The 25,626-nt window shown below is 68.3% G+C and carries 25 protein-coding genes; 4 read left to right on the top strand and 21 right to left on the bottom strand.

Annotated elements, in window-relative coordinates; translation table 11 throughout:
* Positions 1 to 75: 75 nt before the first annotated feature.
* The 4 genes from aliA to CG50_RS08250 all read right to left on the bottom strand — a co-directional run bounded on the left by aliA (position 76) and on the right by CG50_RS08250 (position 4,573).
* A complete protein-coding gene (gene aliA / locus CG50_RS08265) occupies positions 76 to 1,734 on the bottom strand; it encodes a cyclohexanecarboxylate-CoA ligase (protein ID WP_036637024.1) in 1,659 nt (552 codons plus the stop codon).
* A gap of 27 nt (positions 1,735 to 1,761) precedes the next feature.
* Positions 1,762 to 2,922 carry a cyclohexanecarboxyl-CoA dehydrogenase gene (aliB, locus tag CG50_RS08260; protein ID WP_036637022.1) on the bottom strand — a complete coding sequence of 387 codons (1,161 nt, stop codon included), beginning with the start codon at positions 2,920 to 2,922 and terminating at the stop codon, positions 1,762 to 1,764.
* An 87-nt stretch (positions 2,923 to 3,009) separates the two neighbouring features.
* Complete coding sequence (locus tag CG50_RS08255) at positions 3,010 to 3,792, bottom strand: enoyl-CoA hydratase-related protein (RefSeq protein ID WP_036637020.1); 783 nt, start codon at positions 3,790 to 3,792, stop codon at positions 3,010 to 3,012.
* A gap of 10 nt (positions 3,793 to 3,802) precedes the next feature.
* Positions 3,803 to 4,573, bottom strand: a complete 771-nt coding sequence (locus CG50_RS08250) for an SDR family NAD(P)-dependent oxidoreductase (protein WP_169743351.1) — start codon at positions 4,571 to 4,573, stop codon at positions 3,803 to 3,805.
* A gap of 315 nt (positions 4,574 to 4,888) precedes the next feature.
* On the opposite strand from CG50_RS08250, the gene CG50_RS08245 reads away from it, so the two are divergent.
* Entirely contained in the window at positions 4,889 to 5,311 is a 423-nt protein-coding gene (locus tag CG50_RS08245; RefSeq protein ID WP_245615644.1) for a MarR family winged helix-turn-helix transcriptional regulator, read from the top strand.
* 3 nt (positions 5,312 to 5,314) lie between these two features.
* On the opposite strand, the gene CG50_RS08240 is transcribed toward CG50_RS08245, so the two are convergent.
* From CG50_RS08240 to CG50_RS08190, 11 genes are all read right to left on the bottom strand, one after another.
* Complete coding sequence (locus tag CG50_RS08240) at positions 5,315 to 6,088, bottom strand: enoyl-CoA hydratase-related protein (protein ID WP_036637017.1); 774 nt, start codon at positions 6,086 to 6,088, stop codon at positions 5,315 to 5,317.
* An 8-nt stretch (positions 6,089 to 6,096) separates the two neighbouring features.
* Positions 6,097 to 6,954, bottom strand: a complete 858-nt coding sequence (locus CG50_RS08235; RefSeq protein WP_036637015.1) for an alcohol dehydrogenase catalytic domain-containing protein — start codon at positions 6,952 to 6,954, stop codon at positions 6,097 to 6,099.
* A 147-nt stretch (positions 6,955 to 7,101) separates the two neighbouring features.
* Positions 7,102 to 7,452 carry a RidA family protein gene (locus CG50_RS08230; protein WP_036637013.1) on the bottom strand — a complete coding sequence of 117 codons (351 nt, stop codon included), beginning with the start codon at positions 7,450 to 7,452 and terminating at the stop codon, positions 7,102 to 7,104.
* Positions 7,453 to 7,491: 39 nt separating this feature from the next.
* Positions 7,492 to 8,640, bottom strand: a complete 1,149-nt coding sequence (locus CG50_RS08225) for an NAD(P)/FAD-dependent oxidoreductase (RefSeq protein WP_036637011.1) — start codon at positions 8,638 to 8,640, stop codon at positions 7,492 to 7,494.
* Positions 8,637 to 10,013 (bottom strand): NAD(P)/FAD-dependent oxidoreductase, encoded by a 1,377-nt coding sequence (locus tag CG50_RS08220; protein WP_036637009.1) that lies wholly within the window; start codon positions 10,011 to 10,013, stop codon positions 8,637 to 8,639. Before CG50_RS08220 ends, CG50_RS08225 begins: the two co-directional genes overlap by 4 nt.
* Positions 10,013 to 10,318 (bottom strand): (2Fe-2S)-binding protein, encoded by a 306-nt coding sequence (locus CG50_RS08215; protein ID WP_036637006.1) that lies wholly within the window; start codon positions 10,316 to 10,318, stop codon positions 10,013 to 10,015. The genes CG50_RS08220 and CG50_RS08215 overlap by 1 nt, the downstream gene beginning before the upstream one ends.
* Entirely contained in the window at positions 10,302 to 11,432 is a 1,131-nt protein-coding gene (locus tag CG50_RS08210) for an NAD(P)/FAD-dependent oxidoreductase (RefSeq protein WP_036637004.1), read from the bottom strand. The genes CG50_RS08215 and CG50_RS08210 overlap by 17 nt, the downstream gene beginning before the upstream one ends.
* Positions 11,429 to 12,226, bottom strand: coding sequence for an ABC transporter permease (locus tag CG50_RS08205; protein WP_152559470.1), 798 nt, complete (start codon positions 12,224 to 12,226; stop codon positions 11,429 to 11,431). Before CG50_RS08205 ends, CG50_RS08210 begins: the two co-directional genes overlap by 4 nt.
* Complete coding sequence (locus CG50_RS08200; protein WP_036637000.1) at positions 12,226 to 13,080, bottom strand: ABC transporter permease; 855 nt, start codon at positions 13,078 to 13,080, stop codon at positions 12,226 to 12,228. Before CG50_RS08200 ends, CG50_RS08205 begins: the two co-directional genes overlap by 1 nt.
* Positions 13,077 to 14,144 carry an ABC transporter ATP-binding protein gene (locus CG50_RS08195; protein ID WP_036636999.1) on the bottom strand — a complete coding sequence of 356 codons (1,068 nt, stop codon included), beginning with the start codon at positions 14,142 to 14,144 and terminating at the stop codon, positions 13,077 to 13,079. Before CG50_RS08195 ends, CG50_RS08200 begins: the two co-directional genes overlap by 4 nt.
* A 75-nt stretch (positions 14,145 to 14,219) precedes the next feature.
* Complete coding sequence (locus tag CG50_RS08190) at positions 14,220 to 15,260, bottom strand: ABC transporter substrate-binding protein (protein WP_036636997.1); 1,041 nt, start codon at positions 15,258 to 15,260, stop codon at positions 14,220 to 14,222.
* A 112-nt stretch (positions 15,261 to 15,372) separates the two neighbouring features.
* Here CG50_RS08190 and CG50_RS08185 point away from each other — a divergent pair, with 112 nt between their 5' ends.
* A complete protein-coding gene (locus CG50_RS08185; RefSeq protein ID WP_161785396.1) occupies positions 15,373 to 16,284 on the top strand; it encodes a LysR substrate-binding domain-containing protein in 912 nt (303 codons plus the stop codon).
* A 16-nt stretch (positions 16,285 to 16,300) separates the two neighbouring features.
* Here the strand turns inward: CG50_RS08185 and eutC are convergent, their stop codons facing one another.
* The 3 genes from eutC to eat form a co-directional block, all read right to left on the bottom strand.
* Positions 16,301 to 17,104, bottom strand: a complete 804-nt coding sequence (eutC, locus tag CG50_RS08180; RefSeq protein WP_036636996.1) for an ethanolamine ammonia-lyase subunit EutC — start codon at positions 17,102 to 17,104, stop codon at positions 16,301 to 16,303.
* On the bottom strand, positions 17,101 to 18,486 hold the full coding sequence (locus CG50_RS08175) for an ethanolamine ammonia-lyase subunit EutB (RefSeq protein WP_036636994.1): 1,386 nt from the start codon (positions 18,484 to 18,486) through the stop codon (positions 17,101 to 17,103). The genes eutC and CG50_RS08175 overlap by 4 nt, the downstream gene beginning before the upstream one ends.
* Positions 18,487 to 18,551: 65 nt before the next feature.
* A complete protein-coding gene (gene eat, locus CG50_RS08170; protein ID WP_036636992.1) occupies positions 18,552 to 19,931 on the bottom strand; it encodes an ethanolamine permease in 1,380 nt (459 codons plus the stop codon).
* 280 nt (positions 19,932 to 20,211) lie between these two features.
* Here eat and CG50_RS08165 point away from each other — a divergent pair, with 280 nt between their 5' ends.
* Together CG50_RS08165 and CG50_RS08160 are read left to right on the top strand one after the other, a co-directional pair.
* A complete protein-coding gene (locus CG50_RS08165) occupies positions 20,212 to 21,168 on the top strand; it encodes a helix-turn-helix domain-containing protein (RefSeq protein WP_036636990.1) in 957 nt (318 codons plus the stop codon).
* Between the two features lie 51 nt (positions 21,169 to 21,219).
* Complete coding sequence (locus CG50_RS08160; protein ID WP_036636988.1) at positions 21,220 to 22,005, top strand: metallophosphoesterase; 786 nt, start codon at positions 21,220 to 21,222, stop codon at positions 22,003 to 22,005.
* On the opposite strand, the gene CG50_RS08155 is transcribed toward CG50_RS08160, so the two are convergent.
* The 3 genes from CG50_RS08155 to CG50_RS08145 are packed head-to-tail and all read right to left on the bottom strand — an operon-like array spanning position 22,002 to position 25,606.
* Entirely contained in the window at positions 22,002 to 23,147 is a 1,146-nt protein-coding gene (locus tag CG50_RS08155) for a glycosyltransferase family protein (protein ID WP_036636986.1), read from the bottom strand. The two genes, CG50_RS08160 and CG50_RS08155, sit on opposite strands and share 4 nt — an antisense overlap.
* A 2-nt stretch (positions 23,148 to 23,149) precedes the next feature.
* Positions 23,150 to 24,394 (bottom strand): glycosyltransferase family 4 protein, encoded by a 1,245-nt coding sequence (locus CG50_RS08150; RefSeq protein WP_036636985.1) that lies wholly within the window; start codon positions 24,392 to 24,394, stop codon positions 23,150 to 23,152.
* A 3-nt stretch (positions 24,395 to 24,397) separates the two neighbouring features.
* Positions 24,398 to 25,606 carry a glycosyltransferase family protein gene (locus tag CG50_RS08145; protein ID WP_036636982.1) on the bottom strand — a complete coding sequence of 403 codons (1,209 nt, stop codon included), beginning with the start codon at positions 25,604 to 25,606 and terminating at the stop codon, positions 24,398 to 24,400.
* Between the last annotated feature and the right edge of the window lie 20 nt (positions 25,607 to 25,626).

The following is a 25,626-nucleotide window of genomic DNA, read 5'->3' as shown; positions in this document are numbered from 1 at the left end:
GGCAAGAATGCGAAACACTTTTCCGCTGACCGGAACATAAAGGACACGCCCCCGGAGGCGAAGGTTTCGCCCGCCTCAGCCCTGCAGGGCTTCGTATTCGGCACGCAGCTCGTTGCGCAGGGCGAACTTCTGGATCTTGCCCGAAGCGGTGGCGGGCAGGGCGTTGCGGATCTCCAGCCGTTCGGGGAAATACTGCCGGGCAAGCTGCTGGCCGTCGAGAAAGGCGGTCATTGCGGCGAAGTCGATCGCGGTCCCCTCGCGCGGCACGATGAAGGCGCAGGCGCGTTCGCCGAGGCGGGCATCGGGATAAGCGACGATGGCGACCTGAAGCACCGCGGGATGCTTGTACAGCAGTGCCTCGACCTCGATTACCGGGATGTTCTCGGCGCCGCGGATGATGACGTCCTTCGAGCGGCCGCAGATCCGGATATAGCCCTGTGCATCCATCCGCGCGATATCGCCGGTGTCGAACCAGCCTCCGGCATCGGTGGCATTCAGATCGGGCCGTTTCAGGTAGCCGCCGAAGTTCGAGCAGCCGCGCACGTAAAGCTCGCCCTCGTGGCCGGGCGGGGCGGGACTGCCATCGGGGGCGCGCACCTGCACCTCCATGCCGCGCAGCGCGAACCCGTCCGAATGGACCGAGCGTTCGAGCGGATCTTCCGGCGCGACGACGGTGACCGCGCCATTCTCGGTCATGCCCCAGGCCGAGAGGATCTTCGCCCCGAGGCCCCGGGTCGCGCGTTCGACCAGCGGCCCCGGGATCGCGGTGCCGGCACACAGGAAGATCCGCAGTGAGGCCATGTCGGCGCCGGTTTCCTCGACCGCATTGGTCAGATCCATCAGGAACGGGGTCGAGGCCATGGTGAAGGTCACGGCCTCCGAGGCGATCAGCCGCGCCGCCATCAGCCGGTCCCAGCTGTCCATCAGCACCATCCGCGCCCCGAGCATGACGGGCATCAGAAAGCCGTACATGAACCCGGTCTGATGCGCCATCGGCGAGGCCATCAGCACCACGTCCCACGCCCCGAGGTGCAACCTGTCGGCATAGGCGACGAGGTTCGAATACATGGTGTTGGCGGTGTGCATCACGCCCTTCGGCTCTCCGGTCGTGCCCGAGGTATAGATCAGCTGGCACACGTCATCGGCATCGCCCCGGTCGTGGCGCGACACCGGACCGAGCGCCGCCACCCCGGCATCGAGCGCCGGATCCATCAGCAGCGCGTCGAAACTGTCGGCGCCCGTGCCCCCCGCAACAATGACGTGGCGCAGATCGGGCAGATCGGCGCGCAGCCCGGCCGCCATTGCCTCGTGATCGAAGCCGCGGAATTCACGCGGCACGACGAAGGCCTGCGCCTCGCCGTGGCGCAGCATGAAGCGCAGCTCGCGTTCGCGAAAGATCGGCATGACGGGATTGAACACGATCCCGAGCTTGCGGCAGGCGACGTAAAGCACCACGAACTCCCAGCTGTTCGACAGCTGACAGGCCAGCACGTCGTCCTTGCCGAGGCCGAGCCGATGCAGCCCCACCGCGGCGCGCCAGGACAGCCGGTCGATCTCGGCCCAGCTCATGTCACGGCGTGCGCCGGTGGCGGTGGCGATGCTGGTCAGCGCCAGCGCGTCCGGGGCGCGGTGCAGCGCCGCCTCGAAGTAATCGAGCAGCGTCTTTCCCGGCCACAGCCCTTCGGCCAGCATCCGGGCCCGTCTCGGTTCGATCAGGATGGCATCGAATTGCATGGGGTCCTCCCTCTTCGCGGTGCGCGCTCAGCCGGATACGGCGTCGCGGCCCGCGCGTTCGCGGGCGATGATGTTCTTCATGATATGCGCCGTGCCGTCGCCGATCTGCAGGCCCAGCACATCGCGCAGGCGCTGTTCGAACGGCAGCTCGGTCGAATAGGCGGCATGGCCGTGGATCAGCAGGCAGGCGTGGATCGCCTCATAGGCCAGCAGCGGCGGCCACCATTTCGCCATCGCCGCCTCGGCGACATGGGGCAGGCCGCTGTCCTTCAGCCACAACGCGTTGAGGCACATCAGCCGCGCCGCCTCGATCTTCGTGTCGAAATCCGCCAGCTGATGGGTGATGCCCTGAAACGCCGCCAGAGGCTTGCCGAACGCCTTGCGCCCGCCGATGTAGGCCCAGGTCTCGTCAAGCGATTGCCGCGCCGTGCCAAGGCATTGCAGCCCGATCAGCGAGCGCGAAAAATCGAACCCCTGCATCACCTGCACGAAGCCCTTGCCCTCTTCGCCGAGCAGATTTTCCGCCGGCACCCGCACATTGTCGAAGAAGATCGAGCCGCGCCCGATCGCGTGCTGGCCGAGGTCGTGAAACCGCGTCGTCGAGATCCCGGGCGTGTCCATCGGCACGAAGATCGCCGAGATGCCGCGGGCGCGGTCCTCGGCCCGGCCGGTGCGGGCGAAGACCACAGCGCCCGCCGCCTGATCGGCCGCCGAGATCGAGGTCTTCTCGCCGTTCAGGATATAGTGATCGCCCGCCCGCTCCATCCGCAGTCCGAGGTTCGCCGCATCCGATCCGCCGCGCGGCTCGGTCAGGGCGATGGCGACCATCAGCTGCCCCGAGGTCAGTCCGGGCAGCCAGTGCGCACGGATCGCGGGGTTGCCGAACCGTGCGAGGATCTGCCCGTTCAGCGAGCCGAGGACATTCACATAGCCCATGTTGAAATCGCCGCGCGCGATTTCCTCGATGATGACGCCGGAATACAGCGCCCCGGCGCCGAGGCCGCCGACCTCCTCGGGCAGTTCCGGCGCGATGAGGCCGAGGCCGCCCATCTCGGCCAGAATCTCGCGGCCGAAGACGCCGGCCTGTTCGCGTGCCCGTGCCCCCGGGGCCAGTCTCCCGATGGCGAAGCGGCGCGCGGTGGCGCGCAGCGCACTCAGCTCCTCGGTGTCGAAAATCGTCGGATACATCGCTCTCCTCCCTGATCGCGATCGTCGTGGCGCGCGGGCGGGTGGCCCCCCTCCCAAGGGGCGGTCCCTCCCGCGCGAAGCGGCGGGCTATTTGCCGAAGCGGCGGAAATCGGGCCGGCGCTTCTCGCGGAACGCGATGCCGCCCTCTTTGCTTTCATCGGTGTCGTAATACAGGCTCAGCGCCCGCATCCCGATCGCCGAAATGCCGCGGATCGCCTCGCTGTCGGCATTGAACGACACCTTGGCCAGCGCAAGCGCGGTCGGCGAACGCTCCATCAGCTCGGCGACCCAGCGGTCGACCTCGGCGTCCAGATCGGCCAGCGGCACGACCGCGTTCACAAGCCCCCAGTCGAGCGCCTGCCGCGCCGAGTAGCGCTTGTTCAGATACCAGATCTCGCGGGCGCGCTTCTCTCCGACGACGCGGGCGAGATAAGCCGTGCCGAAGCCCGGATCGACCGAGCCCACCTTCGGCCCGACCTGACCGAGCTGCGCGCTCTCGGCGGCGATGCTCAGATCGCACACCGTCGCCAGCACGTTGCCGCCGCCGATGGCAAAGCCGTTGATGCGCGCGATCACCGGCTTCGGCACGTCGCGGATCAGCGATTGCAGCTCGTCAATCGGCAGGCCGATGACGCCGCGCCCGTCATACTGGCCATCGTGGGCCGACTGGTCGCCGCCGGTGCAGAAGGCCTTGTCGCCCGCCCCGGTCAGCACGATCACCCCGACCTTGCGGTCCCAGCCCGCGGTCTGGAAGGCGTGGATCAGCTCGTCCACGGTCTGGCCGCGGAAGGCGTTGTATTTCTCGGGGCGGTTGATGGTGATCCAGGCGGCGCCGCCGCGGATCTCGTAGAGGATGTCTTCGTAGGTCATGGCGCTCTCCTCAGCCGTGCATCGTCAGCCCGCCCGAGACCGAAATCACCTGCCCGGTGATGAAGGCCGCGTCGTCGCTGGCAAGAAAGGCAATCGCGCCCGGCAGATCCTCGGGCCGGCCGAGGCGCCCCATCGGCACGGCCTTCGCGAAGGCCGTGCGCAGCTTTTCCTTGTCGCCCGCCGCGGCCATGAAATCCTCCAGCATCGCGGTTTCCGTCACCCCGGGGCAGACCGCGTTGAAGCGGATGCCCTGGCGCGAATGCTCGCGCGCGAGGGTCTTCATGAAGGCGATGACCCCGGCCTTGCACGCGGCATAGACCGACTCGCCCGAGGATCCGACCCGCCCCGCATCCGAGGCGACCGACACCACCCGCCCCGCGACACCGCGCGCCACCATCGAGGCCAGCACCGGGCGCGTGATGTTCAGCACCGAGCGCAGGTTGATGTCGATGATCTTCGTCCAGTAATCCGGGTCCGATTTCAGGAACGGCACGAACAGATCCCAGCCGGCGTTGTTCACCAGCACGTCGACCGGGCCGAAGCCGGCCTCGAGACGGGCGATGGCAGCCTCGGTCGCGGCCGCATCGGTCAGATCGACGACCATCTGAGCGGCATCGGCACCGCTCGCACGGAGTTCGTCGGTGACGCGGGCCGCGGCCTCGGCGCTGATGTCGGCGACGACGACGCGGGCCCCTTCCTCGGCAAAGCGCCGGCAGGTGGCCGAGCCGATCCCGCCGCCGCCTCCGGTCACCACAACCGCTTTTCCCTGCAAACCGCGCATTGGTCTTCCTCCCGTTCTGCGGGCCGCGAATCTTCCGCCCCCGGAGGCGCATCGCGCCGGCCGGGGGATCGAATCCAAGTTCGGCCTCCCTGCGGATCACGATGAAGACACCGCGCCGTTGTGTCAACATATTGTCCTTTATATTTCCGAATTTCCGCTCCGTCACATCCCGCATACAAAGCATCGCATCGGGTCTTGACCTCGCCTCGCGGCGGGATCACCATGCAGATCATGGCGCAACACGATGAAACCTATCGCGACTCTACCCCGGAGCTGAGCAACAGGCTGTTCTTCCGCCTGTATCAATGCGCAAATATGTTGCATAAGACTGGCACAAGGGCACTGGAAGATCACGGCATCACCACGCAGCAATGGGCGGTGCTGGGGGCGCTGACGCGGCGCTCGGCTCAGGGCGGGGTGGCGGTCGGCGATCTCGCGGCATTTCTGCTGGTCAGCCGGCAGAATCTGGCGGGTGTTCTGTCACGCCTCGAAGCGATGAATTACGTCGAGCGCACGGTTTCCGAAAGCGACAGCCGGTCGCGGCTGATCCGGCTGACGGCCAAGGGCCGGGCGCTGTGGGACGAGAACATGCGCCCGGTAATTGCGGATTACTACGATGACGCGATGAAGGGCTTCTCGACCGAGGACAAGATCCACATGATCCATTACCTCGACAAGATGATCGGCAATTTCCGCGCCATCGACCCCGATCACGACGCCGATGACGCAAAAGGCTGACGATCAGCGGTTGCGGAATTGCGGCGCGCGGCGCTCGGCGAAAGCGGTCAGGCCCTCGTGCCGGTCCTCGAGCGCGAAGGTCGACCACAGCAACCGCCGTTCGAGGTAGATCCCCTCCTGAAGATGGGTTTCGTAGGCGTGGTTCACCGCCTCCTTGGCGATGCGCAGGATCGGGCGCGACTGCGCCGCGAGGCGGGTGGCGATCTCCAGAGCGGTCTCGACCTGGCTGCCCGCAGGCACCACGCGGCTGACCACGCCAAGCGCCAGCGCCTCGGCCGCGCTCAGGCTGCGTCCGGTGAGGATCATGTCCATCGCCACCGCCTTGCCGACGATGCGGGTCAGCCGCTGGGTGCCGCCGGCGCCCGGGATGATGCCGATGGTGGCCTCGGGCAGGGCGAAGCGCGCGGTCTCCGAGGCGATGACGATATCGCACATCAGCGCGATCTCGCAGCCGCCGCCGATGGCATGGCCCGAGACCGCGGCGATCACCGGCTTGCGCACCCGGGCGATCCCTTCCCAGGTGGCGGTGATGAACTCTTCATCCCAGACTTGTGCAAAGGTCTTGTCCTTGATCTCGCGGATATCGGCCCCGGCGGCAAAGGCGCGCTCGGAGCCGGTGACGACCAGCGCCGCGATCGCGGGGTCGGCGTCGAACGCCGCGACGGCCTGCGACAGCTCTGCCGTCATCTGCCGGCTCAGCGCGTTCAGCGCCTCGGGGCGGTTGAGGGTGATCAGCCCCACGGAGCCGTGCGTCTCGGTCAGGATGAAATCGGGCATGGAACCTCTCAGGCGATACGGATCGCGATCTTGCCCAGACGGGCCGGATCGTCGAGACGGTCGAAGGCACGCGGCACCTCGGCCAGGGAAAAGCAACTGTCGATGCGCGGCAGCAGACGACCGTCGAGCCAGCAGCGCAGCAGGCGGCGGAACTCCTCGACACTGCCGAGGGTCGAGCCGCGCACGCTCAGCTGACGCACGAAGAGGCGCTGGATCTCGGCCGAGGGATGGCCGCCGGTGGTGGCGCCGCAGGTGACGACATGGCCGCCGCGCGCGGCCGCGCGAAGCGAGGCGGGCCAGCTGCGCTCGCCCACCGAATCGACCACCAGATCGGCCCCTTCGCCCCCCGTCATCGCCAGCACCGTCCGGCCCGGCCCGGCCGCGGCGCCCGGGCCGAAGACCATGCGCCAGGCGGTCAGATAGGCCACGCCCAGAACCGCGGCCTGCACGGGATCCGCTTCGGGGGGAACAGGCAGCACGGCCCGCACCGGGACGGAGATTTCCTCGGCGAAAGTGCCGTCACGATGCTCGCCCAGAATGCGGACGTGATGACACAGCGCCTGTTCGCCCGAGAGGCAGGCCCGGCACAGACCGCAGAAGACCGCCGGATAGAGGACAACCCGTGTGCCCGGCGCAAGCCCGCTGTCCGCGGGCGCGGAGATCACCTCGCCCGCGCCATCGACTCCCATCACCTGCGGCAGCCTGTGTGTGATACCCGCCCCGCTGTCGCGCATGTACAGGTCGACCCGGTTGACCGAGGCCGTCAGCATCCGCACCCGCACATGGCCCGGCAGCTCCGCGGGCCGGGGAATTTCGCGCAGTGCGACACCCGCCGCGCCGCGTGTGGTCAGGGTAATCGCCCGCATGATTGTCTCCTCCCCGATATAAGTAAATATATTTACTCATATCGGTCAACGCCGTTTTGCGGGGGGAGGGGGGATTACAGACAGCCGCCCGGTCCCTGCGCGGGGACCGGGCGGCGCGATACAGATCCTCGGGGCAGGGCGGCGGCCTCAGCGCACGGCCGAGACCACGACCTCGATCAGCACGCCCTTGCCGAGTTCGGCGACACCGATGGTGGCGCGGGTCGGCAGCCGATCGGCCGGCAGCCAGTTCAGCCAGGCCTCGTTCATCCCCTCTTTCTGGTCGAAATCGGTGATGTAGATCATCGCGGTGACGAGCTTGTCCTTGCTCGACCCAAGGCCCGCGAGGATCGCGTCGATCTTGGCGCAGATCTGTTCGGTCTGCCCCTTCATGTCGAGGCTGAAATCATCGGCGACGAGGCCGCCGAAATGCAGCATTCCGTTCACCTCGACGACGCGATGATTGATGCGGGTGGGCAGATGACGCTTGATCTCGGTCATTCCGAGTCTCCTTTTCAGGTTGGTTGAAGCGTTGAGAAATCAATGTGTTGTGCTGGCATCTTGGCTTGCGAAACGCGCGATGGAGAAGGGCGCGAGCGGTGCGTCGGTCTGTCCGGTGGCGATCAGCTCGGCCATGATCGCACCGGTGCCCGGCCCCATCTGGAACCCGTGCGCCGAGAAGCCGAATTCGTGGAACAGCCCCTCGTGCCGGGCCGAGGGGCCGATCACCGGGATGTCGTCGGGCATCCGCCCCTCGACCCCCGACCAGCTGCGCACGATGGTCGCGCCGCGCATGATCGGGAACAGGTCGGCCGCGGTCTCGGCGGTGCGCTGAAGCGCGGGGAACAGGATTTCCGACAGGTTCGTGCGCGGGTCCGCATTTCCGCGGATGCCGCCGCCGATCACCACCGTGCCGTTCGGCATCTGCTTGAACGACAAGGGCCGGCCGGCGGCGCCCACCACGGCATCGCAGAAATGCGGCAGCCGCGCGGTGACGATCATCATCGGCGCGATGGCCTCGACGGGGGCGCGCTCGCCGAGCTGCGCGGCGATCTCTCCGCCCCAGGCGCCGGCGGCGTTGAGCAGGACGGGCGCGCGGAACCGCCCCTCGGCGGTGTCGACGATCCAGTCCCGGCCCTCGCGGCTGACCCTTTGGGCGGCAAGGCCCTCGTGGAACCGCACGCCGAGCGACTGCGCCTTGCGCTGAAAGGCGAAGGTGGTGCGGTAGGGCTGCGCGAACCCGTCGCGCAGCGAGGCGAGCGCGCCCACCGCATGAGGTGCGACCGCGGGCAGATAGCTCCGCAGCTCGGCCTGATCGAGGATCACCTCATGCCCGAACCCCATCGCCCGGACCGAGGCCGCGCGCGCCCGCATCCGGTCAAGCTCTTCTTCCGTCTCGCACACCTTGATCTGTGGCGCGACCTGAAAGCCGCAATCGTCGTCGAGCAGATCGGCGATGCCATACCAGATCTGCATCGAGCGTTCGGAAATCGGGATCTCCGGCAGCGCGCGGCCGAGCCGGCGCACCCCGCCCGCGTTCACGCCCGAGGCATGGCGCGCCACGCTGTCTTTCTCGATCACGATGACCTTCAGCCCGCGCTGCGCGGCATGAAACGCGGTCGAACAGCCATGAATGCCGCCGCCGATGACCAGCAGATCGGCGGAGCGGCCGGCCTCGGCCGGGGTCACTTCGCGCCCTCCGGCCGGTAGGCGGCCAGCTCGGTCAGCGGCAGGGGCTTCATCGGCGGGCGGATACGGTAATAATCGTCCTTCTGCGGCGGCAGACCGCGCTTCGCGGCGATGATCTGCGACACCAGAAGGCCGCACACCCGGCCCTGACACGGTCCCATGCCCGAACGCAGATAGGATTTCACCTGATTGGGGCCGGGCGCGCCCAGATCGACGGCGGCGCGCACCTGACCGGCGGTGATCTCCTCGCAGCGGCACACGATGGTGGCGTCCTCGGGGGCATTGATCCAGGCGGGCGGGGCGTAAAGCGCTTCGAGGAACGGCCGGACCGAGCCCTCGCGCGCGAGGCCGGCCGAGAGCCGTTCGATCCGCTCCGGGGCGACGGAGCGCCCGGCGCGGGCCGCGAGACGCAGGCCGAGCAGCCGGCCCTGCAGCGCGGCCGCCTTCGCGCCGCCGATCCCGGTGCCGTCGCCCGCGACGAACAGCCCCGCGACCGAGGTCTCGCCCATGTCGCTCAGCACCGGGCGGAAGCACATCTGGCTGGCGTCCCAGACATGTTCCGCGCGCATCAGCCGGGTGACCTGCTGGTTCGGGACGACGCCGTGATGAAGCGCGATATGGCCGCTCTCGATCCGCACCCGACGGCCGTTCGCGGCGAAGCTGACGGCCTCGGCCTGATCCTTGCCCTCGATCCGGATGCCGGTCGCGTGGGAATGCACCGGCACGCCCGCGGCCTTCACCCTGCGCATCAGCGCGAGGCCCTTCCACAGGTAATCGCGCGCCCTGAGCGCGCGCGGCAGATGGCGCAGCGCCGCCAGCACCCGGCCCTTCGGCGTCGTCTCGACCACCGCTTTCGGCGGCACCCCGGCATCCACGAGCTGCGCCGCCATCAGCCACAGAAGCGGACCGGAACCGACGAGAACCGCGTCTTCCTCGACGAGCCCCGCGGATTTCAGCAAGATCTGCAACGCGCCGACGGTGGTCACACCGGGCAGCGTCCAGCCGGGCAGCGGGTTCGGCCGCTCGAACGCGCCGGTGGCCGAGACCACGGCCCCCGCCTGCACCTGATGCGAGGCGCCCCGATGCGAATACTCCACCACCTTTTCGGTCGAGATGTTCCACACCAGCGCCGAGGGGAGGTAGTCCGCCTTCGACGCGCGGAACGCCTGCGCCACCGTCCGGCCCGCGCCGTAATCCGGGCCGAGGATGCGGCCGCGCCGCTCGGTCGCGGTCTCGATCCCGCGCCAGATCTGGCCGCCCGGCGCCGGGTTCTCGTCGAGCACCAGAACCGAAAGCCCGGCCGCCGAGGCCTCGACCGCGCAGGACATGCCCGCGGGGCCGGCGCCGATCACCACCACGTCGACACTGCGCATCACGCCCGCCCTCCTTCGCTCACGCTCACCGCGCCCTGCTGTGCGCGCACGGTCATGCCTTCGGCCGCCAGCGTCATGCAGGCCTGCCGGTTCGGGATGCCGTCGATCTCGACCAGACAGTCGAAACAGGCCCCCATCATGCAATGGATGCCGCGCGGCGCGCCCGAGACCACGCTGTCGCGCAGCCGGGTGATGCCCGCCGCGGCCAGCGCCGAGGCCACGCTGTCGCCCGCGATCGCGGTGACCGGGCGCCCGTCGAAGGTGAAGGTGACGGTCGCGCCGCCGGTTTCAATGCGCTTGGGCATGGGAAAATCTCCGTGGGTGGAAGGCGGCGAAACGGTCGCCGAAAGAGCCCGAGGCGATCACGCCCGCCAGCTCCATCGCATGGGCGGCGGCCAGGGTGACGCCCGAATGGCAGGCGATGGCGAAGGCGCCGGGGCAGGTTTCCGAGGCGTGATAGACCGGGCAGCCGTCGGGGCTGAGGACGCGCACGCAGCCCCAGCTGCGCACCACCTTCAGCGCGGCGAGCGCCGGGAAGCAGCGCAGCGCATGGCGCGCGATGTCGGTCAGCACCGGGGTGTAGGAGGCGGTCGAATAGCCGGTGTTCTCGTGGCTGTCGCCGATCAGGACGGTGCCCTCGTCGGTCTGGCGCAGCACATGGGTGGGCATCGGCAACAGCCGCGTCGCGCAGCGCTCGGTCACCAGGATCTGACCCTTCTCGGGGCGCAGCGGCATGTCGAGGCCGAGCGCGGGGGCGAGCTCGGTCGTGCCGTGACCGGCGGCGAGGACCACCTTCGCCGCGCTGAACCGGCCCTTCGCCGTCTCGGCGGCGAAGCCCGCGCCGTCCTTCGCCACGCTTTCGACCCGCGCGTTCGAGACGTAGCGCACCCCGCGCGCCTCCATCGCGATATGCAGACCGCGCAGCAATTTCAACGGGTTCACATGGCCGTCGTGATGGCCGTAGGATCCGCCGATGACATCCGGGCCAAGGCCCGGGAAGATCTTGTCGAGCTCGTGCCGGTCGACGATCTCGGCGCCGTAATCGTCGGGGCCGGTCACGTCCTTCATCGCGAAATTGCGGGCACGCGCGGCTTCGAGCTCGGTTTCCGAGAGCATGAAATGCATCCCGCCGGGTTTCTCATAGGCCAGATCGAGGTCGGTCTCTTCGCCGATCATCGCCGCGAACTCCGGCCACAGATCGGCCGAGCGCCGGGTCCAGCGGGCATAGTCGAACATGTTCGCGCCCTTCGACTGCACCCAGACCAGCCCGAAATTCCCGCGCGAGGCGCGCAGCACGATGTCGCCATCGTCGAGCACCGTGACCCTCTCGCCCGCCCGCGCCAGCCCCCAGGCCAGCGCCGCTCCGACCACGCCACCGCCGATCACCAGCGTGTCGGACGCCGCTTCGTTCCGTGTCATTTCTTTCCTTCTCCGATCAGCAGCCGGTCGAGGCCGTAGAAGCGATCGACCACGATCATCAGCACCACGGTGAACAGGATCGTCACCGTCGAGACCGAGGCGACCAGCGGGTCCGTGGTCTGCGCGATATGGGAATAGAGCCGCACCGGCAGCGTGGTGGTTGAGGGGTTCACGATGAACACCGAGACCGTCAGCTCGTCGAAACTGGTGATGAAGGCGAGCACCCAGCCGCCGAGGATGCCGGGCACGATGGCGGGCAGGGTGACGCGGCGAAACACCGTCCAGCCCCCGGCACCGAGCGATTCCGCCGCCCGCTCCGTCGCCCGGTCGAGCCCCGAGATGGAGGCGAGCACCAGCCTGAGAACGAAAGGCAGGATGATGACCGCATGGCACAGCGCAAGCCCGGTGAAAGTGCCCGACAGCCCGACCACCGTCAGGAAGCGCAGAAACGCGATGCCCAGAACCACCGTCGGCACCATGAGGGGCGACATGAAGAGGGCAAGGAGCGCCTCGCGCCCCCGGAAACGGCCCCGCCCGATGGCGAGCGCGGCGGGCACCGCGATCACCGCGGCGAGCGTCGCCGAGATCACACCGAGCTTGAGGCTGATCCAGCCGCCCTCGATGAACTCGGGCGCGTCGAGGATGGCGCGGAACCAGCGCAGCGAGATGCCAGAGGGCGGGAATTCCAGGAACCCCGTCGGCGTGAAGGACACCCCCACCACCACGACGATCGGCGCCAGCATGAAGGCCGCGAAGACCAGGCAGCACAGTTTCGCGAAAACACCGTTGCGCATCAGCCGATCACCTTTTCCACGCGCCGTTCCACCAGCCGGTTCCAGGCCAGCATCACCACGACCACGCTGACCAGAAGCAGCATCGCGATGGCGGCGCCGAGCGGCCAGTTCAGCGTTCCCATGAATTCATCGTAGACCGTGGTCGCGATCACCTTGGCGCGCCGGCCGCCGATGATGGCGGGGGTGGCGAAGGCGCTCGCCGACATCGAGAACACGATCAGCGAGCCCGACAGGATCCCCGGCAGCGCCTGCGGCACCACTACGCGGCGGAAGATCGTCACCGTCCCGGCACCGAGCGATTCCGCCGCCCGTTCCGCCGCCGGATCGGCGCGTTGCAGCGCCGCCCAGACCGCCAGCACCATGAACGGCACCATCACATGCACCAGCGCGACCACGATACCGCCCGAGGTGAACATCATCTTGATCGGTCGCTCGATCAGGCCGAGATGGATCAGCGCGTCGTTCACAATGCCCTTGTTGCCCAGGATGATCGCCCAGCCGAGCGTGCGCACCACCACCGAGATCAACAGCGGCCCGATCACCACCAGCACCATGATCGAGCGCCAGAACGGCGTCATCTTCAGCATGAACCAGGCGACGGGCACGCCGATCAGCACGCAGATCACCGTGGTGACGAGCGCTATGGCGAAGGTGCGGCCGAAGATCGTGTAGTAATAGCCGTCGCCCAGCACCGCGAAGTAATTGCCGGGGCCGATGTCCGGTTTGATGCCGCCGTAGAAGTCGAAGCTGTTCAGGCTGAGGATGAAGGTCATCACCAGCGGCACGAACAGCAGCACCCCGAACAGCACCAGACCCGGCGCGCTCAGCAGCCAGTTGCGGCGGGTCTCGCTCATGCGCGGGCCTCCTCGCGCGGCAGGACGCGGATGTGGTGCGCCTCCCAGCCAAGGCCGATGCGGTCGCCGACGGCGGCCTCGGCCCGGCCGGAATTGCGCCGCGAGATCAGCATCTCGCCGAACGGGGTCCCGGCGCGCAGCAGCCACTGATTGCCGAAGAAGATACGCTCGATCACCCGGCCCTCGATCAGCGCGGCGTCCGGGGCGACGACCTCGACGCGCTCGGGACGCAGCACCAGCGCGACATCGCCCGGGGGCAGGGTGACGCCGGCGGGTCCGGCGATCTCGCGCCCCGCGACGACGAGGCGCGAGCCGGTGGCATCTGCCGCGATCAGCCGCGCATCGTAAACATTGCTCTTGCCGAGGAAATTCGACACGAACAGCGACCCGGGCTGTTCATAGACCTCGAAGGGCGCGTCTTCCTGGCGCAGATGGCCGCGTTCCATCACCACGACGCGATCCGACATCGCCAGCGCCTCGGACTGATCGTGCGTGACCATCAGCGTGGTGACGCCGGCCTCGCGCTGGATGCGGCGCAGTTCGAGCTGCATCTCCTCGCGCAGCTTGGCGTCGAGGTTCGACAAGGGTTCGTCGAGCAGCAGCAGCTCCGGTTCGATCACCAGCGCGCGGGCGAGGGCGACGCGCTGACGCTGGCCGCCCGACATCGCGCGCGGATAGCGGTCCGCCAGATGCGACAGATGCACCAGATCGAGCGCCGCCGCGACCCGGCGCGCGCGCTCGGCCTTGCCGACCTTGCGCATCTCGAGGCCGAAGGCGACGTTCTCGGCCACCGTCATGTGCATGAAGAGCGCATAGCTCTGGAACACGATGCCGAGGCCGCGTTCGCGTGCCGGGATCGCCGAAAGATCGCGCCCGTTCAGCAGGATGCGGCCCTCGGTCGGGGTCTCGAACCCGGCGACCATCTGCAAGGTGGTGGTCTTGCCGCAGCCCGACGGGCCGAGCAGCGACACGAAGCTGTTCTTCTCGACATTCAGCGTCATGCTGTCGACGGCGGTGATGGTGCCATAGCGCTTGGTCAGGCCATGAAGCTCAAGGAAGGCCATGCTTCGCTCCGGTTCAGCTTGGACGGAAAACAAAAGCGGCGGCGGGCGAACCCGCCGCCGAGGCTGGGGAGAGGATTACTTCTCGACTTCGCGCGACCAGCGGGTCGTCCATTCGTCGCGGTGCTGGTTGATGGTGTCCCAGTCGACCTTGACCAGCTTGGAGATCGAGTCGCGGTAGGGAACGATCGCGGCCAGATCGTCGGGCAGAACGGCCTTCTTGTTCACCGGTCCGGCACCCTGCGCGATCGCCAGCTTGACCTGAACATCGGGCTGCAGAAGGTATTGGATGAATTCCTGAGACAGGTCGGGCACATCCGAATTCACCACCGGGCAGGCCGCCAGCATCAGCGCGACGGCGCCTTCCTTCGGATAGACGAAGCCCATCGGGAAGCCGCTGTCCGCGACCGCCTTCGCCCGCCCCGACCCCCAGACCGCGAGCGCCACTTCCTTCGACTGGAACAGCTCCGACATCTTGCCCGAGGAGGGCTCGAAGGTCAGCACCTGCGGCGCGATGTCGTCCTCGAACGACTTGAAGCCGGGGTCGATGTTCTTCTCGCCGCCACCCGCCAGACGCGCCGCCATCACCAGCGCATGAAGCCCGTAGGTGTTGGAGATCGGCGGGATCGACAGGATCTGATCGAATTTCGGATCCTTCAGATCCTCCCAGCTGGTCGGTGCGGGCCAGCCCTTTTCCTTGAACCAGTCCTTGTTGTAGACGAGCCCCGTCGCGACGAAGCCGATACCGATGGTGTCCGGCCCGATCTTCGCGATGTGATAGATGTCACCCGCCATCGGCAGCGGCTTGAGCGGCGCGCAGAAACCGAGCGCATCGGCCTGATACATCGGGCCGTCATCGAGGATGACGACATCCATTTCCTGCGCGTTCTTCTGCGCCTGAAGACGGGCGAGATTTTCGGTCGAATTGCCCGGAACGAAGGCGATCCTGACGTCATGGGCCTTTTCGAAAGCCGGGATGATGTCCTGTTTCAGCAGCGTCTCGAACGAACCGCCGTAGCCGCCCACGGTCAGCGTCCTGGTTTCGGCAAGGGCGCTGCCCGCGCCCGCCAGCGTAGCCGCGGTCGTCAGTGCCAGAAGAAAGCGGTGGTGCCTGGTCATGGCCTTGATCCCTGTTGGTGATTTTCTTGACCTCAGCAGACAGCCCTTTGCGGCCTCGCGCAAATGATATTAATTATGGATTCGATAACCTGATGGAATGGACAACCCGGCCATGCGCCCGAATATGCGGCAGATCGAGGCGTTCAACGCCGTCATGCGATGCGGTTCCGTCACGCAGGCGGCGGAGCAGATGTTCATCAGTCAACCCGCGGTCAGCAAACTGCTGAAGAGTTTCGAGGAAAGCTGCGGATTCGCGCTGTTCACCAAGGTAGGCGGGCGCCTGCTGCCCACCGCCGAGGCGCGCAGCCTGATGATCGAAACCGACACGCTGGAGGCCGGTTTCGCCCGCATCGAGAACACCGCCCGCGCAATCCGGCAGATGGAGCGCGGCGATATTTCGGCGATGGCCTATCCGGCGCTCAGTCTGCGCGCGCTGCCGCTGTTCGCGGCGCGCTTCCTGCGCGACCGGCCGAATGTGCGGCTGTCGCTGCACACCCGCAACTCGGCCGATATCGCGGGCGCGATGCTGACGCGGATGGCGGACTTCGGGATCTCGATGGTGCCGTCGAACGACCACGGGGTGATCTGCCGGCCCTTCGCGGAAATCTCGCTGGTGGTGGCGCTGCCGGCGCATCATCCGCTGGCGGGGCTGCACGGCCCGGTCGATCTGCGCGAACTGCGCCGCGACCGGCTGATCACGCTCAGCCACGAGGACCGCTCGCAACAGATCGTGCTGGAGACGATGAGCCGCGCCGGCGTCAGCATGGAATCGAACCTCGAAGCGCAGATGGCCGACACCGCCTGTTCGCTGGTCAGTCAGGGCTGCGGCGTGGCGTTGGTGCCGCAACTCGCCTCGATCGGCTGGGGCCCGGACAAGGTGGTGTTCCGCCCGCTGGTGCAGCAGCCGAAGCTGGTGATGTGGCTGCTGCTGTCGGCCTACGATACGCCGTCGCAGATGGTGCAAACCCTGATCTCGGTGATCCGGCGCGGGGTGCTGGACATCGAGGCGGGCTTCGCGATCTGACGGCGGTCGGCAGTCCCTACGCCTCGGGCAGCAGGAAGTTGCGTCCCGGCCCGGCTCCGTCGAGGGCCAGGGTGTCGGCCTCGTCCTTCAGCTGCACGCCGGAAAGCCCGCGGCGGAAGGATTCGTCCATCAGGAACATCAGCTTGTGAGCGGCTTCGGGATAGCTCAGCCCGGCTGCGCGCACGTTCGAGATGCAGTTGCGCGCCTCGTCCGTCAGCCCGGGGCGGGGGGCGTAGGTCAGATAGATCCCCATGCTGTCGGGCGAGCTCAGCCCCGGCCGCTCGCCGATCAGCACGACGACCATGCGCGCACCGAACCCCGCGCCGATCTCGTCGCCCACGGCGACGCGCGCCTGCGAGACGATGGCGACCGGTGCCATGGTCAACCCGCGCGCGACGACGGAGGGCATCAGCACGCGCAGAAACGGCACCGCATTCGCCGCGATGGCGGTGGCCGAAAGCCCGTCGCCCACCACCAGCGCCAGATCGACCGGGCCGGTCGCCGCGTCATGCAGCCGCTCGCGCGAGGCCGCGGACAGCTGCCGGCCGAGGTCCGGCCGTTGCAGGTAGACCGCCCGGCTTTCGGCCGCACTGTCGAGAAGAAGCGTGCCGAGCCCCGCGGCCGCAAGCTCCGCTGCCAGTGCTTCGCGGTCGAGGCTCAGATGCACGGCCTTCCGCGCCCGGGCATGGGCGAACTGGAATTCCAGATGCGGTGCAGTGGGCAGGCTGGTTCCGGCGCGGCCGAGCGCGATGCGCGCCGGCGTCAGCGCCCGCAACCGGGTCCAGCCACTCGGAAAGACGATGGGATCGTTGTCGCTCATGCCGCTTCTCCGCCGATGGCCCGCCGGAACGGGGCAGGGATCTCGCCGCTCAGCCCGCCGTCGCGGAAAATCCCGGTTTCGCCGAGCCAGGCCTCGAACTCGGGCGCAGGGCGCAGCCCCAGCACTTTGCGCAGGTAAAGCGCATCGTGGAACGAGGTGGTCTGATAGTTCAGCATCACGTCGTCAGACCCCGGAATGCCCATGATGAAGGTGATCCCCGCGACGCCCAGAAGCGTCAGGATGGTGTCCATGTCGTTCTGATCGGCCTCGGCGTGGTTGGTGTAACAGATGTCGCAGCCCATCGGCAGGCCGAGGAGCTTGCCGCAGAAGTGATCCTCCAGAGCCGCGCGCGCGATCTGGCGCCCGTCATACAGATATTCCGGCCCGATGAAGCCGACGACGGTGTTGACCAGAAGCGGCTTGCACATCCGCGCGACGGCATAGGCGCGCGCCTCGAGCGTCTGCTGATCGACGCCGTGATGGGCATTGGCCGAGAGCGCCGAACCCTGCCCGGTCTCCAGATACATCACGTTCTCGCCGACCGTGCCGCGGCCGAGCGACAGCGCCGCCTCGCGCCCCTCGCGCAGCAGCGCGAGGTCGATGCCGAAGCTGCGGTTCGCCGCCTCGGTCCCGGCGATCGACTGGAACACCAGATCGACCGGCACCCCGCGCGAGACCAGCTCGATCGAGTTCGTGACATGGGTCAGCACGCAGCTTTGCGTCGGAATGTCGTAGCGGCGGATCACCTCGTCGAGCATCCGCAACAGTTTCTCGACCGCCGGCAGGCTGTCGGAGGCCGGGTTGATCCCGATCACCGCATCGCCATTGCCGAACATCAGCCCGTCGAGGATCGAGGCCGCGATACCCGCCGGATCGTCGGTCGGGTGGTTGGGCTGAAGCCGGGTCGACATCCGCCCCTTGAGCCCGATGGTGTTGCGGAATGCGGTGGTGACGCGGACCTTGCTGGCGATCAGGATCAGATCCTGATTGCGGCAGATCTTGCTGACGGCGGCGACCATCTCGGGCGTCAGGCCGGGGGCGAGGGCGGCGAGGCTCGCCGCATCCGCGCGATCCGACAGCAGCCAGTCGCGGAACCCGCCCACGGTCAGCGCCGCGATGGGCGCGAAGGCGCGCGCATCATGGCTGTCCTGGATCAGGCGGGTGACCTCGTCGGTCTCGTAGGGCACGACATGATCGACGAGAAAGGTCGAGAGCGGCAGATCGGCCAGCGCCATCTGCGCCGCCACCCGCTCTTCGTCGTCGGCGGCCGCGATCCCGGCGAGGGCATCGCCCGAGCGTGCCGGTGTCGCGCAGGCCATCAGCGCCGCGAGCGATGCGAAGCGGTAGGTCTCTCCGCCGAAGCTGTGGGAATAGCCGGTCATTCACGCCTCCAGAATTGGATGCCCGGCCGGCAGGCCGGACATGAAGTCAGTGCGTTGCGCGGCCCTTACGCCGCATCCGCCGCGGCGGCGCGGTGATGGCCGGTCAGACGGAAGTAAAGGTAGCCCACGACCATGATCGCCACGAAGATCGCCGCGACAAGGAAATTCGTCAGCACCATCGCCACCAGACAGATCAGCGCGAAAACCAGCGCGATCAGCGGAAACAGCGGATAAAGCGGCGCGCGGTAGCTGCGCGGCGCATCGGGGCGGGTGCGGCGCAGGTTGAACAGGCTCCACATGCTCAGCACATACATCACGATGGCGCCGAACACCGACATGGTGACAATGTTCGCGGTCAGCGGCTGACCGCCGATCACGATCAGATTGTCGCTGAAGATCGCCGCGATGCCGATCACGCCGCCGGTCAGGATGGCGCGGTGCGGCGTCTTGAAGCGCGGATGCACCGCAGCGAGCGCGGGCGGCAGGAAGCCAGCGCGCGCGAGCGCGAAGATCTGCCGCGAATAGCCCATGATGATGCCGTGGAACGAGGCCACCAGACCGAACAGACCGAGCCACACCAGCATGTGCAGCCAGCCGCTGTTGTCGCCGACGATATAGCGCATCGCCTGCGGCAGCGGGTCGTTGATGTCGGACAGCTTGGTCCAGTCGCCGGCGCCGCCCGCGAAGATCATCACGCCGAGCGCGAGGACGACCAGCGTCAGGATGCCGGCGATATAGGCGCGCGGGATCGAACGCTTCGGATCGCGCGCTTCCTCGGCCGCCATCGCGACGCCCTCGATCGCCAGGAAGAACCAGATCGCGAAGGGGATTGCCGCGAAGATCGCCGGGATCCCGGCGAAGGAGAAGCTGTCCTGCCCCATCCAGCCCCCGGCGGTGAAGTTCGACCACTCGAAGCCCGGCGCGACGACGCCCATGAACACCAGAAGCTCGCCGATGGCGATGACGGTGACCACGAGTTCGAAGGTCGCCGCGATCGACACGCCGAGGATGTTCAGCGTCATGAACACCAGATAGGCGCAGACCGCCGCCGCCTTGGGCGAGATGTCCGGGAACTGCACGTTCAGATAGGCGCCGATGGCCAGCGCGATGGCCGGCGTGGCGAAGACGAACTCGATCAGCGTGGCGAGGCCGGCGAACAGCGCCCCCGTCTCGCCGAGACCCGCGCGGGCATAGGCGAAGGGGCCGCCGGCATGGGGGATCATCGTAGTCAGCTCGGTGAAGCTGAAGATGAAGGTGGTGTACATCACCGCGACGAAGGCCGCCGCGATCAGGAAGCCGAGCGTGCCCGCCGTGCCCCAGCCATAGCTCCAGCCGAAATACTCGCCCGAAATCACCAGCCCGACGGCGATCCCCCAGAGCTGAACCGTTCCGAGCGACTTGCTGAGCTGCTGCCCGCCCGTCGTCCCCGCGTTATCCGATGCCATTTCCGTTCCCCTGTTATGGTTGTTTCGCGCCTCCCGGAGGGCGGCCGTGCGGCGCCGGAACCGGGAAATGCCGCCCGGAGTATCCGCACCCCGCTGTCCGACTATCCGATTTCGGCAAATCGCCGCTTTGGTCGGATCGACCGACCGTCGCTTTTCAGGTCGCCCAAAAAACAGGATGGTTTTTCGCATGAAGGATGATAAATTCCGCGGGTGAAAGTTTTCGCGCCTCCGGACCCCACGCCGGAGACGACTCGGCGCTGACAGGGCGCAGGATGGCGCCATGACCCCAGCCCGACCCGATCCGCCGGCCGCCCGCGTGCTGAATACCACCGACATCGACGAGCAATCGGCGCTGCTGGAGGGCTGGAATCAAAGCTACAGCCAGCTCGCGCCCGGCCGGTTCCAGGGCCGGCTGGAGGATGCCGAACTCGGCGGCGCCTATCTGTTTCGCGAGGTGACCTCGCAGGCGCTGTTGCAAAGCGGCGATCTGGGCCCGGATGTCGTCGCACTCGGCGTGCCGCGGTTCATCGGCGGGGCGGCGCTGTTCTGCGGCCGACATTGCGACGGCCGCCAGCTGCATCTCTTCTCCGGCCATGACGGGTTCGAGTTCCACACCCCCGCCGGCCTCGACATCGCCGGGATCGAGCTGAGCCGCGCCCGTCTTCTCGCGCCCTGTGCCGAGCCCGAGCGCGAGCGGCTCGCCCTGCGTCTCGCCCGGCCGGGCCTGCGCGCGGCACCCGAGGGGCTGCGCAACCGGCTTGGCCTGACGCTCGGCGACGCGTTCGGCAAGATCGCCGAGGGCGCGATGACGGGGGCCGAGACCCGCGCCATGCTCGACGAGATCGCCGGGCTGATCCGCGAAAGCCTGCTCTCGGCCGACGCCGATGAAACCGACGCGGGCGAGCGGCTGTCGGGCGCCGAGGCCATCGCGCGCCTGCGCACCATCGTCGAGGCCGCCCGCCCCGAGGATCCGACCGACATCGACAGCCTGTGCCACGCCATCGGCATCAGCCGGCGCAATCTGCAATATGTCTTCGCGCGCGAGCTGGGGATGCGGCCGCTCGCCTATGTCCGGGCGCTGCGGCTGAACGCGGCGCGCCGGCGCATCCGCGAGGGGCTGAGCGTAACCGAAGCCGCGACCGCCACGGGCTTCTGGCATTTCGGCCGTTTCGCGCAGGATTACCGCACCCTGTTCGGCGAGCTGCCCCGCGACACGCTGCGCCGATCCGCGGCTTGAGGCCGCGGACCCGCCCCCCTAGACTGGCGCCGTTCCAGCCGAAGGCCCGCCATGACCAACCCGCCCCCGCCCGCCACGGTCCTCGTCGTCGCGGATCTGCATCTCGATCTGTGGAAGCGCACCGAACGCGACCCGCTGGCGGCGCTGCCTGCGGAATTCTGGCACAGCCTCGATGCGGTGATCGTCGCGGGCGACCTGTCGAACGATCCGTTGCGCAAATGGCCGCGCCACCTCGGCCGGCTTGTCGCGCGGACCGGGCCGGGCAAGGTCCATGTCATCCCCGGCAATCACGATTACTACAAGCTCGGCATCGACCGGGCGGATGAGCTCGCGCGGCTGTGCGCCGAGGCAGGCGCGTCACTCGCGCTGCGCCGCGAACTGCGGTTGGGCCAAACGCGGTTCCTGTGCGCGACGCTGTGGACCGATCAGGCGCTCGCGGGCGATCTGAGCGAGGGGCTCGACCTTCACCGCATCCCCGGCCCCGACGGCCGGCGGCTGAGCGCGGAAGATCTTCTGCAATGTCACCGCGAGGATCTGCGCTGGATCGAGGCGCGCCTCGCCACCCCCTGGGCCGGTCGCGCCGTCGTCGTCACCCATCACGCGCCGCATCCGGGGATGCTCGGCGATCATGTGCCGGCGCTCTTCGCCTCGGATCTCGGTGCGCTGATCGCGCGGCACGCGCCGGCGCTGTGGCTGAGCGGGCATACCCATGAGCGCACCGAGCTGCACCTTGGCGAGACCGAGCTGCGCAACATCTCCTTCGGCACGCCGTCGGAGGTGCCCGAGGGCAGCGAGGCCGGGATCCTGCGTCGCGGCGTGCTGCGCTGCCCGGCCTAGGACGCGCTGCCGCCCTCCAGCATCCGGCGCAACAGCTTCGCGGTATTCGCCGCCCCGTTCAGATCGAGCTGCGGCAGGCTTGCCGCCGGCCGTTCCAGCGCCCGGCCGATCGCCGTGGCAAGCGTGTCGGGCGACAGATCGGCCTCCGTCACCACCTCGGCCGGCAGATGCGCGGCGCGGGTGGTCTGCTCGGTCTCGCCGCCCGCGGCATAGGGCACCAGAACCGCGCGGCAGCCGGCGCGCAGGATGTCGCAGGCCGTGTTGTACCCCGCCTGCGAGACCGAGACCTGCGCCCCCGCCAGAAGCTGCGCGAAATCCTTGCGGAAGCGAAACAACGCAACCTGCGGCGGCGCGGCGGCGACAAGCGCGGAATACTCGGCCTCGGGCAGGTTCGGCCCGGCGATCAGGCACCAGCTCAGCGCCGGATCGAGACGGTCCCGCGCCGCGAGCGCCGCCCGGATCAGATCGCCGCCGACCGCGCCGCCGCCGGCCGAGACCACGACATCCCAGCGTTCCGAAGGCGGCTCGGGCGGTTCCGGCGCGACGAGGCCGGTGTAAAGGATGCGGCTTCCGATCCGGCCGGCGAGGGGAAAGCTGTCTTCTAGCCTGATGAACGCCGGATCGCCGTGCACCAGAACGCCATCGAACCGCGCCTCGATCAGCGCGAGGCTTTCCTCGTTCCGGCGGGGCTTGCGGTTCTCCTGCAAGATGTCGCGCACCGAGGACAGCACCAGCGGCCTATGCGGCCGGGCGTGAATCGCGTCGAGGAGCGGCAGCAGCTCGAACCGGACCTGACGGCGGCCGAAGGGGAAGGCCTCGATCAGCACGACATCGGGGGCGATGGCACGATAGGTGTCGAGGAGAAGATCGCGCCGCTCCGCCTTGAAAGCGTCGTCGATCGGGCGGCCCGCCTCGTCGACCAGATCGGCGAAGCCTTCGGCCCCGGCGGCGATGGCGGGCAGGGCGACATGCGCGACGCCCGGCCCCGGAAAGCCCGGCACCGGCAGACCGCCCGTCACCATCGTCACCTCGAACCCGTCGCGGGCCAGCGCCTGCGCGATGCGGCTTGCGCGCGCCAGATGGCCGATGCCCAGCAGGTGCTGAACGTAGAACAGGACGCGGGGGGAGGCGGTTACAGTCATCGTCAGCTATCCTGTTCAAGGCGGCGCAACAGTGCGCTCAGCTGGTGAATGGAGGTTTCGGCGTTGAAATCGCGCCGCACGCGGGCCTCGGCGGCCGCGCCAAGACGCGCGCGCAGGCCCGGATCGCGCATCGCGCGTTCAAGCGCACGGGCCATCGCCGCAGGGTCTTCGGGCGGCACCAGAAGCCCGGTTTCATCGTCGGTGAACAGCTCGGGGATGCCCGAGATCGTCGTGCCGATGCAGCACAGCCGCTGGCTCGCCGCCTCGACCATCACGTTCGGCAGCCCGTCGCGGTCGCCGTCAGCGGTGATCCTGCAATCGAGCGCGAAGAGGTCGCTCGCGCGATACGCCGCCAGAACCGCCTGCTGATCCTGCGCGCCCTGCCACTGGATCCGCCCTGACAGGCCAAGCTGCTCCGCCAGCGCCTTCAGAGCCGCAAGCTCCGCCCCGCCGCCGATATGGGTGAAGCGCCAGTTCAGATCCGCGGGCAACAGGGCGAGTGCTTGCAACAACACGTCATAGCCCTTCTTCGGCACCGCGCGCCCGACGCTGATCAGCCGCACCGGATCGGCCGGGTCCGCGCCGTCACGCGCCGCCCGCGTGCCCTCCCAATGCGGGAAGCGCGTCAGATCGAGGCCGTGATAGCTGAGGTTCACCCGCTCGGGCCGGGGCGAGAGAGCGCGCAGATGCTCGTATCCCATGCGGGTGCAGGTCACCGCCCAGCCGACCGAACCGAGCTTTTCGCGCAGATCCCAGTCGGGCGAGGTCCAGATGTCCTTGGCATGCGCCGAGACCGCCCAGGGCACGCCCAGCACCATCGCCGCATAACGCGCGACCGAGGCCGGGGTGTGCAGGAAATGCGCGTAGATCGCCACCGCATCCGCAGGCCATTCCGCCGCCAGCACCAGCGCCTGACCGAAGCGCCGGCCGCGGTTCGGCGTCGGATCGCGGATCAGATCGCGCCCGAAGGCCGCCAGCGCGCGCCAGAACCCCGGACGGGGCAGGGCGCGGGCCAGCGCGCGCAGAACCCGGCCCGGCTCCTGATACAGATATTCCGGCAGATAAGTGACGGGGGCTTTGATCTCGTCATGCACCGGATGGCGCTTCTTGTCGGTCGGATGGCGCAGCGACACCAGCCACAGCCGGAACCCCGCACGTTCGAGGCCCAGAAGCTCCTGCGCGATGAAGGTCTCGGACAGGCGGGGGTAACCTTTCAGCACCACCGCGAGGATCTTTTGCCCTGACACCGCTCAGCCGGCCCGGCGCATCAGCGGCTCGCCCCGGTCGGGTTTCAGCCAGTCGCCGACGATCTGCGCGATATTGGCGAGACCGTCGAGTTCCGGCGCGCGCCCGCTGGCGGAGGGCGGCGGCAGGCCCGGAAGGGCGCGGATCGCGGCGACCAGGCGCGGGGTATCGGCCGCTTCCTCGGGTTGCAGCATCATCGCGAGGCCAAGCTCGGCCGCGCGGGTGGCGCGCAAAAGCTGCTCCTCGCGCGGGACGCGGCGCGGGATGATGAGGGCGGGCTTGTCGAAGGACAGCACTTCGCACCAGGTGTTGTAACCGCCCATGCACACGACGCCCACGGCCCCCGCCATCAGCTCTTCCATCTTCGGCACGAAGTCGATGATCTCGACCGGCAGCCCGCGGGCGAGGCGGGTCAGCGCGGCGCGTTCCTCGGCCGGCATGTAGGGGCCGAGCACGATCACCCCATGCGGCAGATCGGGGGCGAGGCGCCAGGCGTTGATCGCGTCGCGCGTCATCTCGGCGCCGTCGCCGCCGCCGCCCGAGGTGACCAGCACATAGGGCGGCCGCGCGGGCGCCTGGGGCAGCCCCGTCCGCGCCCGCACCCGGCGTTTCAGAAAGCCCACGAAGCTCATCCGCGCGCGGACCTCGGGCGGCACCGGCAGACCGGCCAGCGGATCGTGAAAGGCGCGCGGGCCATAGACCCAGATGTCGTCATAATACTGGGCGATCTTCGGCAGGTTGCCGCGCCGCTCCCATTCCGCGGCCAGAAGCTGCGGCGAATCCATGATGTCGCGCAGACCGAGAACCAGCCGCGTGTGCCCCTCGGCCTTGAGCCAGGCGAGGGTCTCCTCGGCCTCGCCCTTCAGGCCGAGCGGCTCCTTGTCGACGATGAAGATGTCGGGGCGGAACGAGCGCGCGGTGTCGAGCAGGATCGCCCGGCGCATTCGCAGCGTCTCGGACAGGTCCATGTGCTTCGCCATCGAGGTATATTCGCCGTCGCGCAGCTTGATGACGCTGGGGATTTTCACGAAATCGACGCGGGCGCGGTAATCGAAGGCGCCGGCGATCTGCGCGCCCGAGACGATCAGCACCTGAAGACCCGAGAACGCCTCGACCAGCGCATGGGCGATGGCACGGCATCGGCGCAGATGTCCCAGCCCGAAGGTATCGTGGCTGTACATGAGGATGCGCGCGTTCTTCAGACGTATCGGCATGCTGGCTCCGTTAGCTGCCG

It is taken from the genome of Paenirhodobacter enshiensis (assembly GCF_000740785.1).
Taxonomy (GTDB): domain Bacteria; phylum Pseudomonadota; class Alphaproteobacteria; order Rhodobacterales; family Rhodobacteraceae; genus Rhodobacter; species Rhodobacter enshiensis.
The sequence above is the reverse complement of the archived record's forward strand: the minus strand, read 5'-3'. Positions and strand labels throughout refer to the sequence as shown.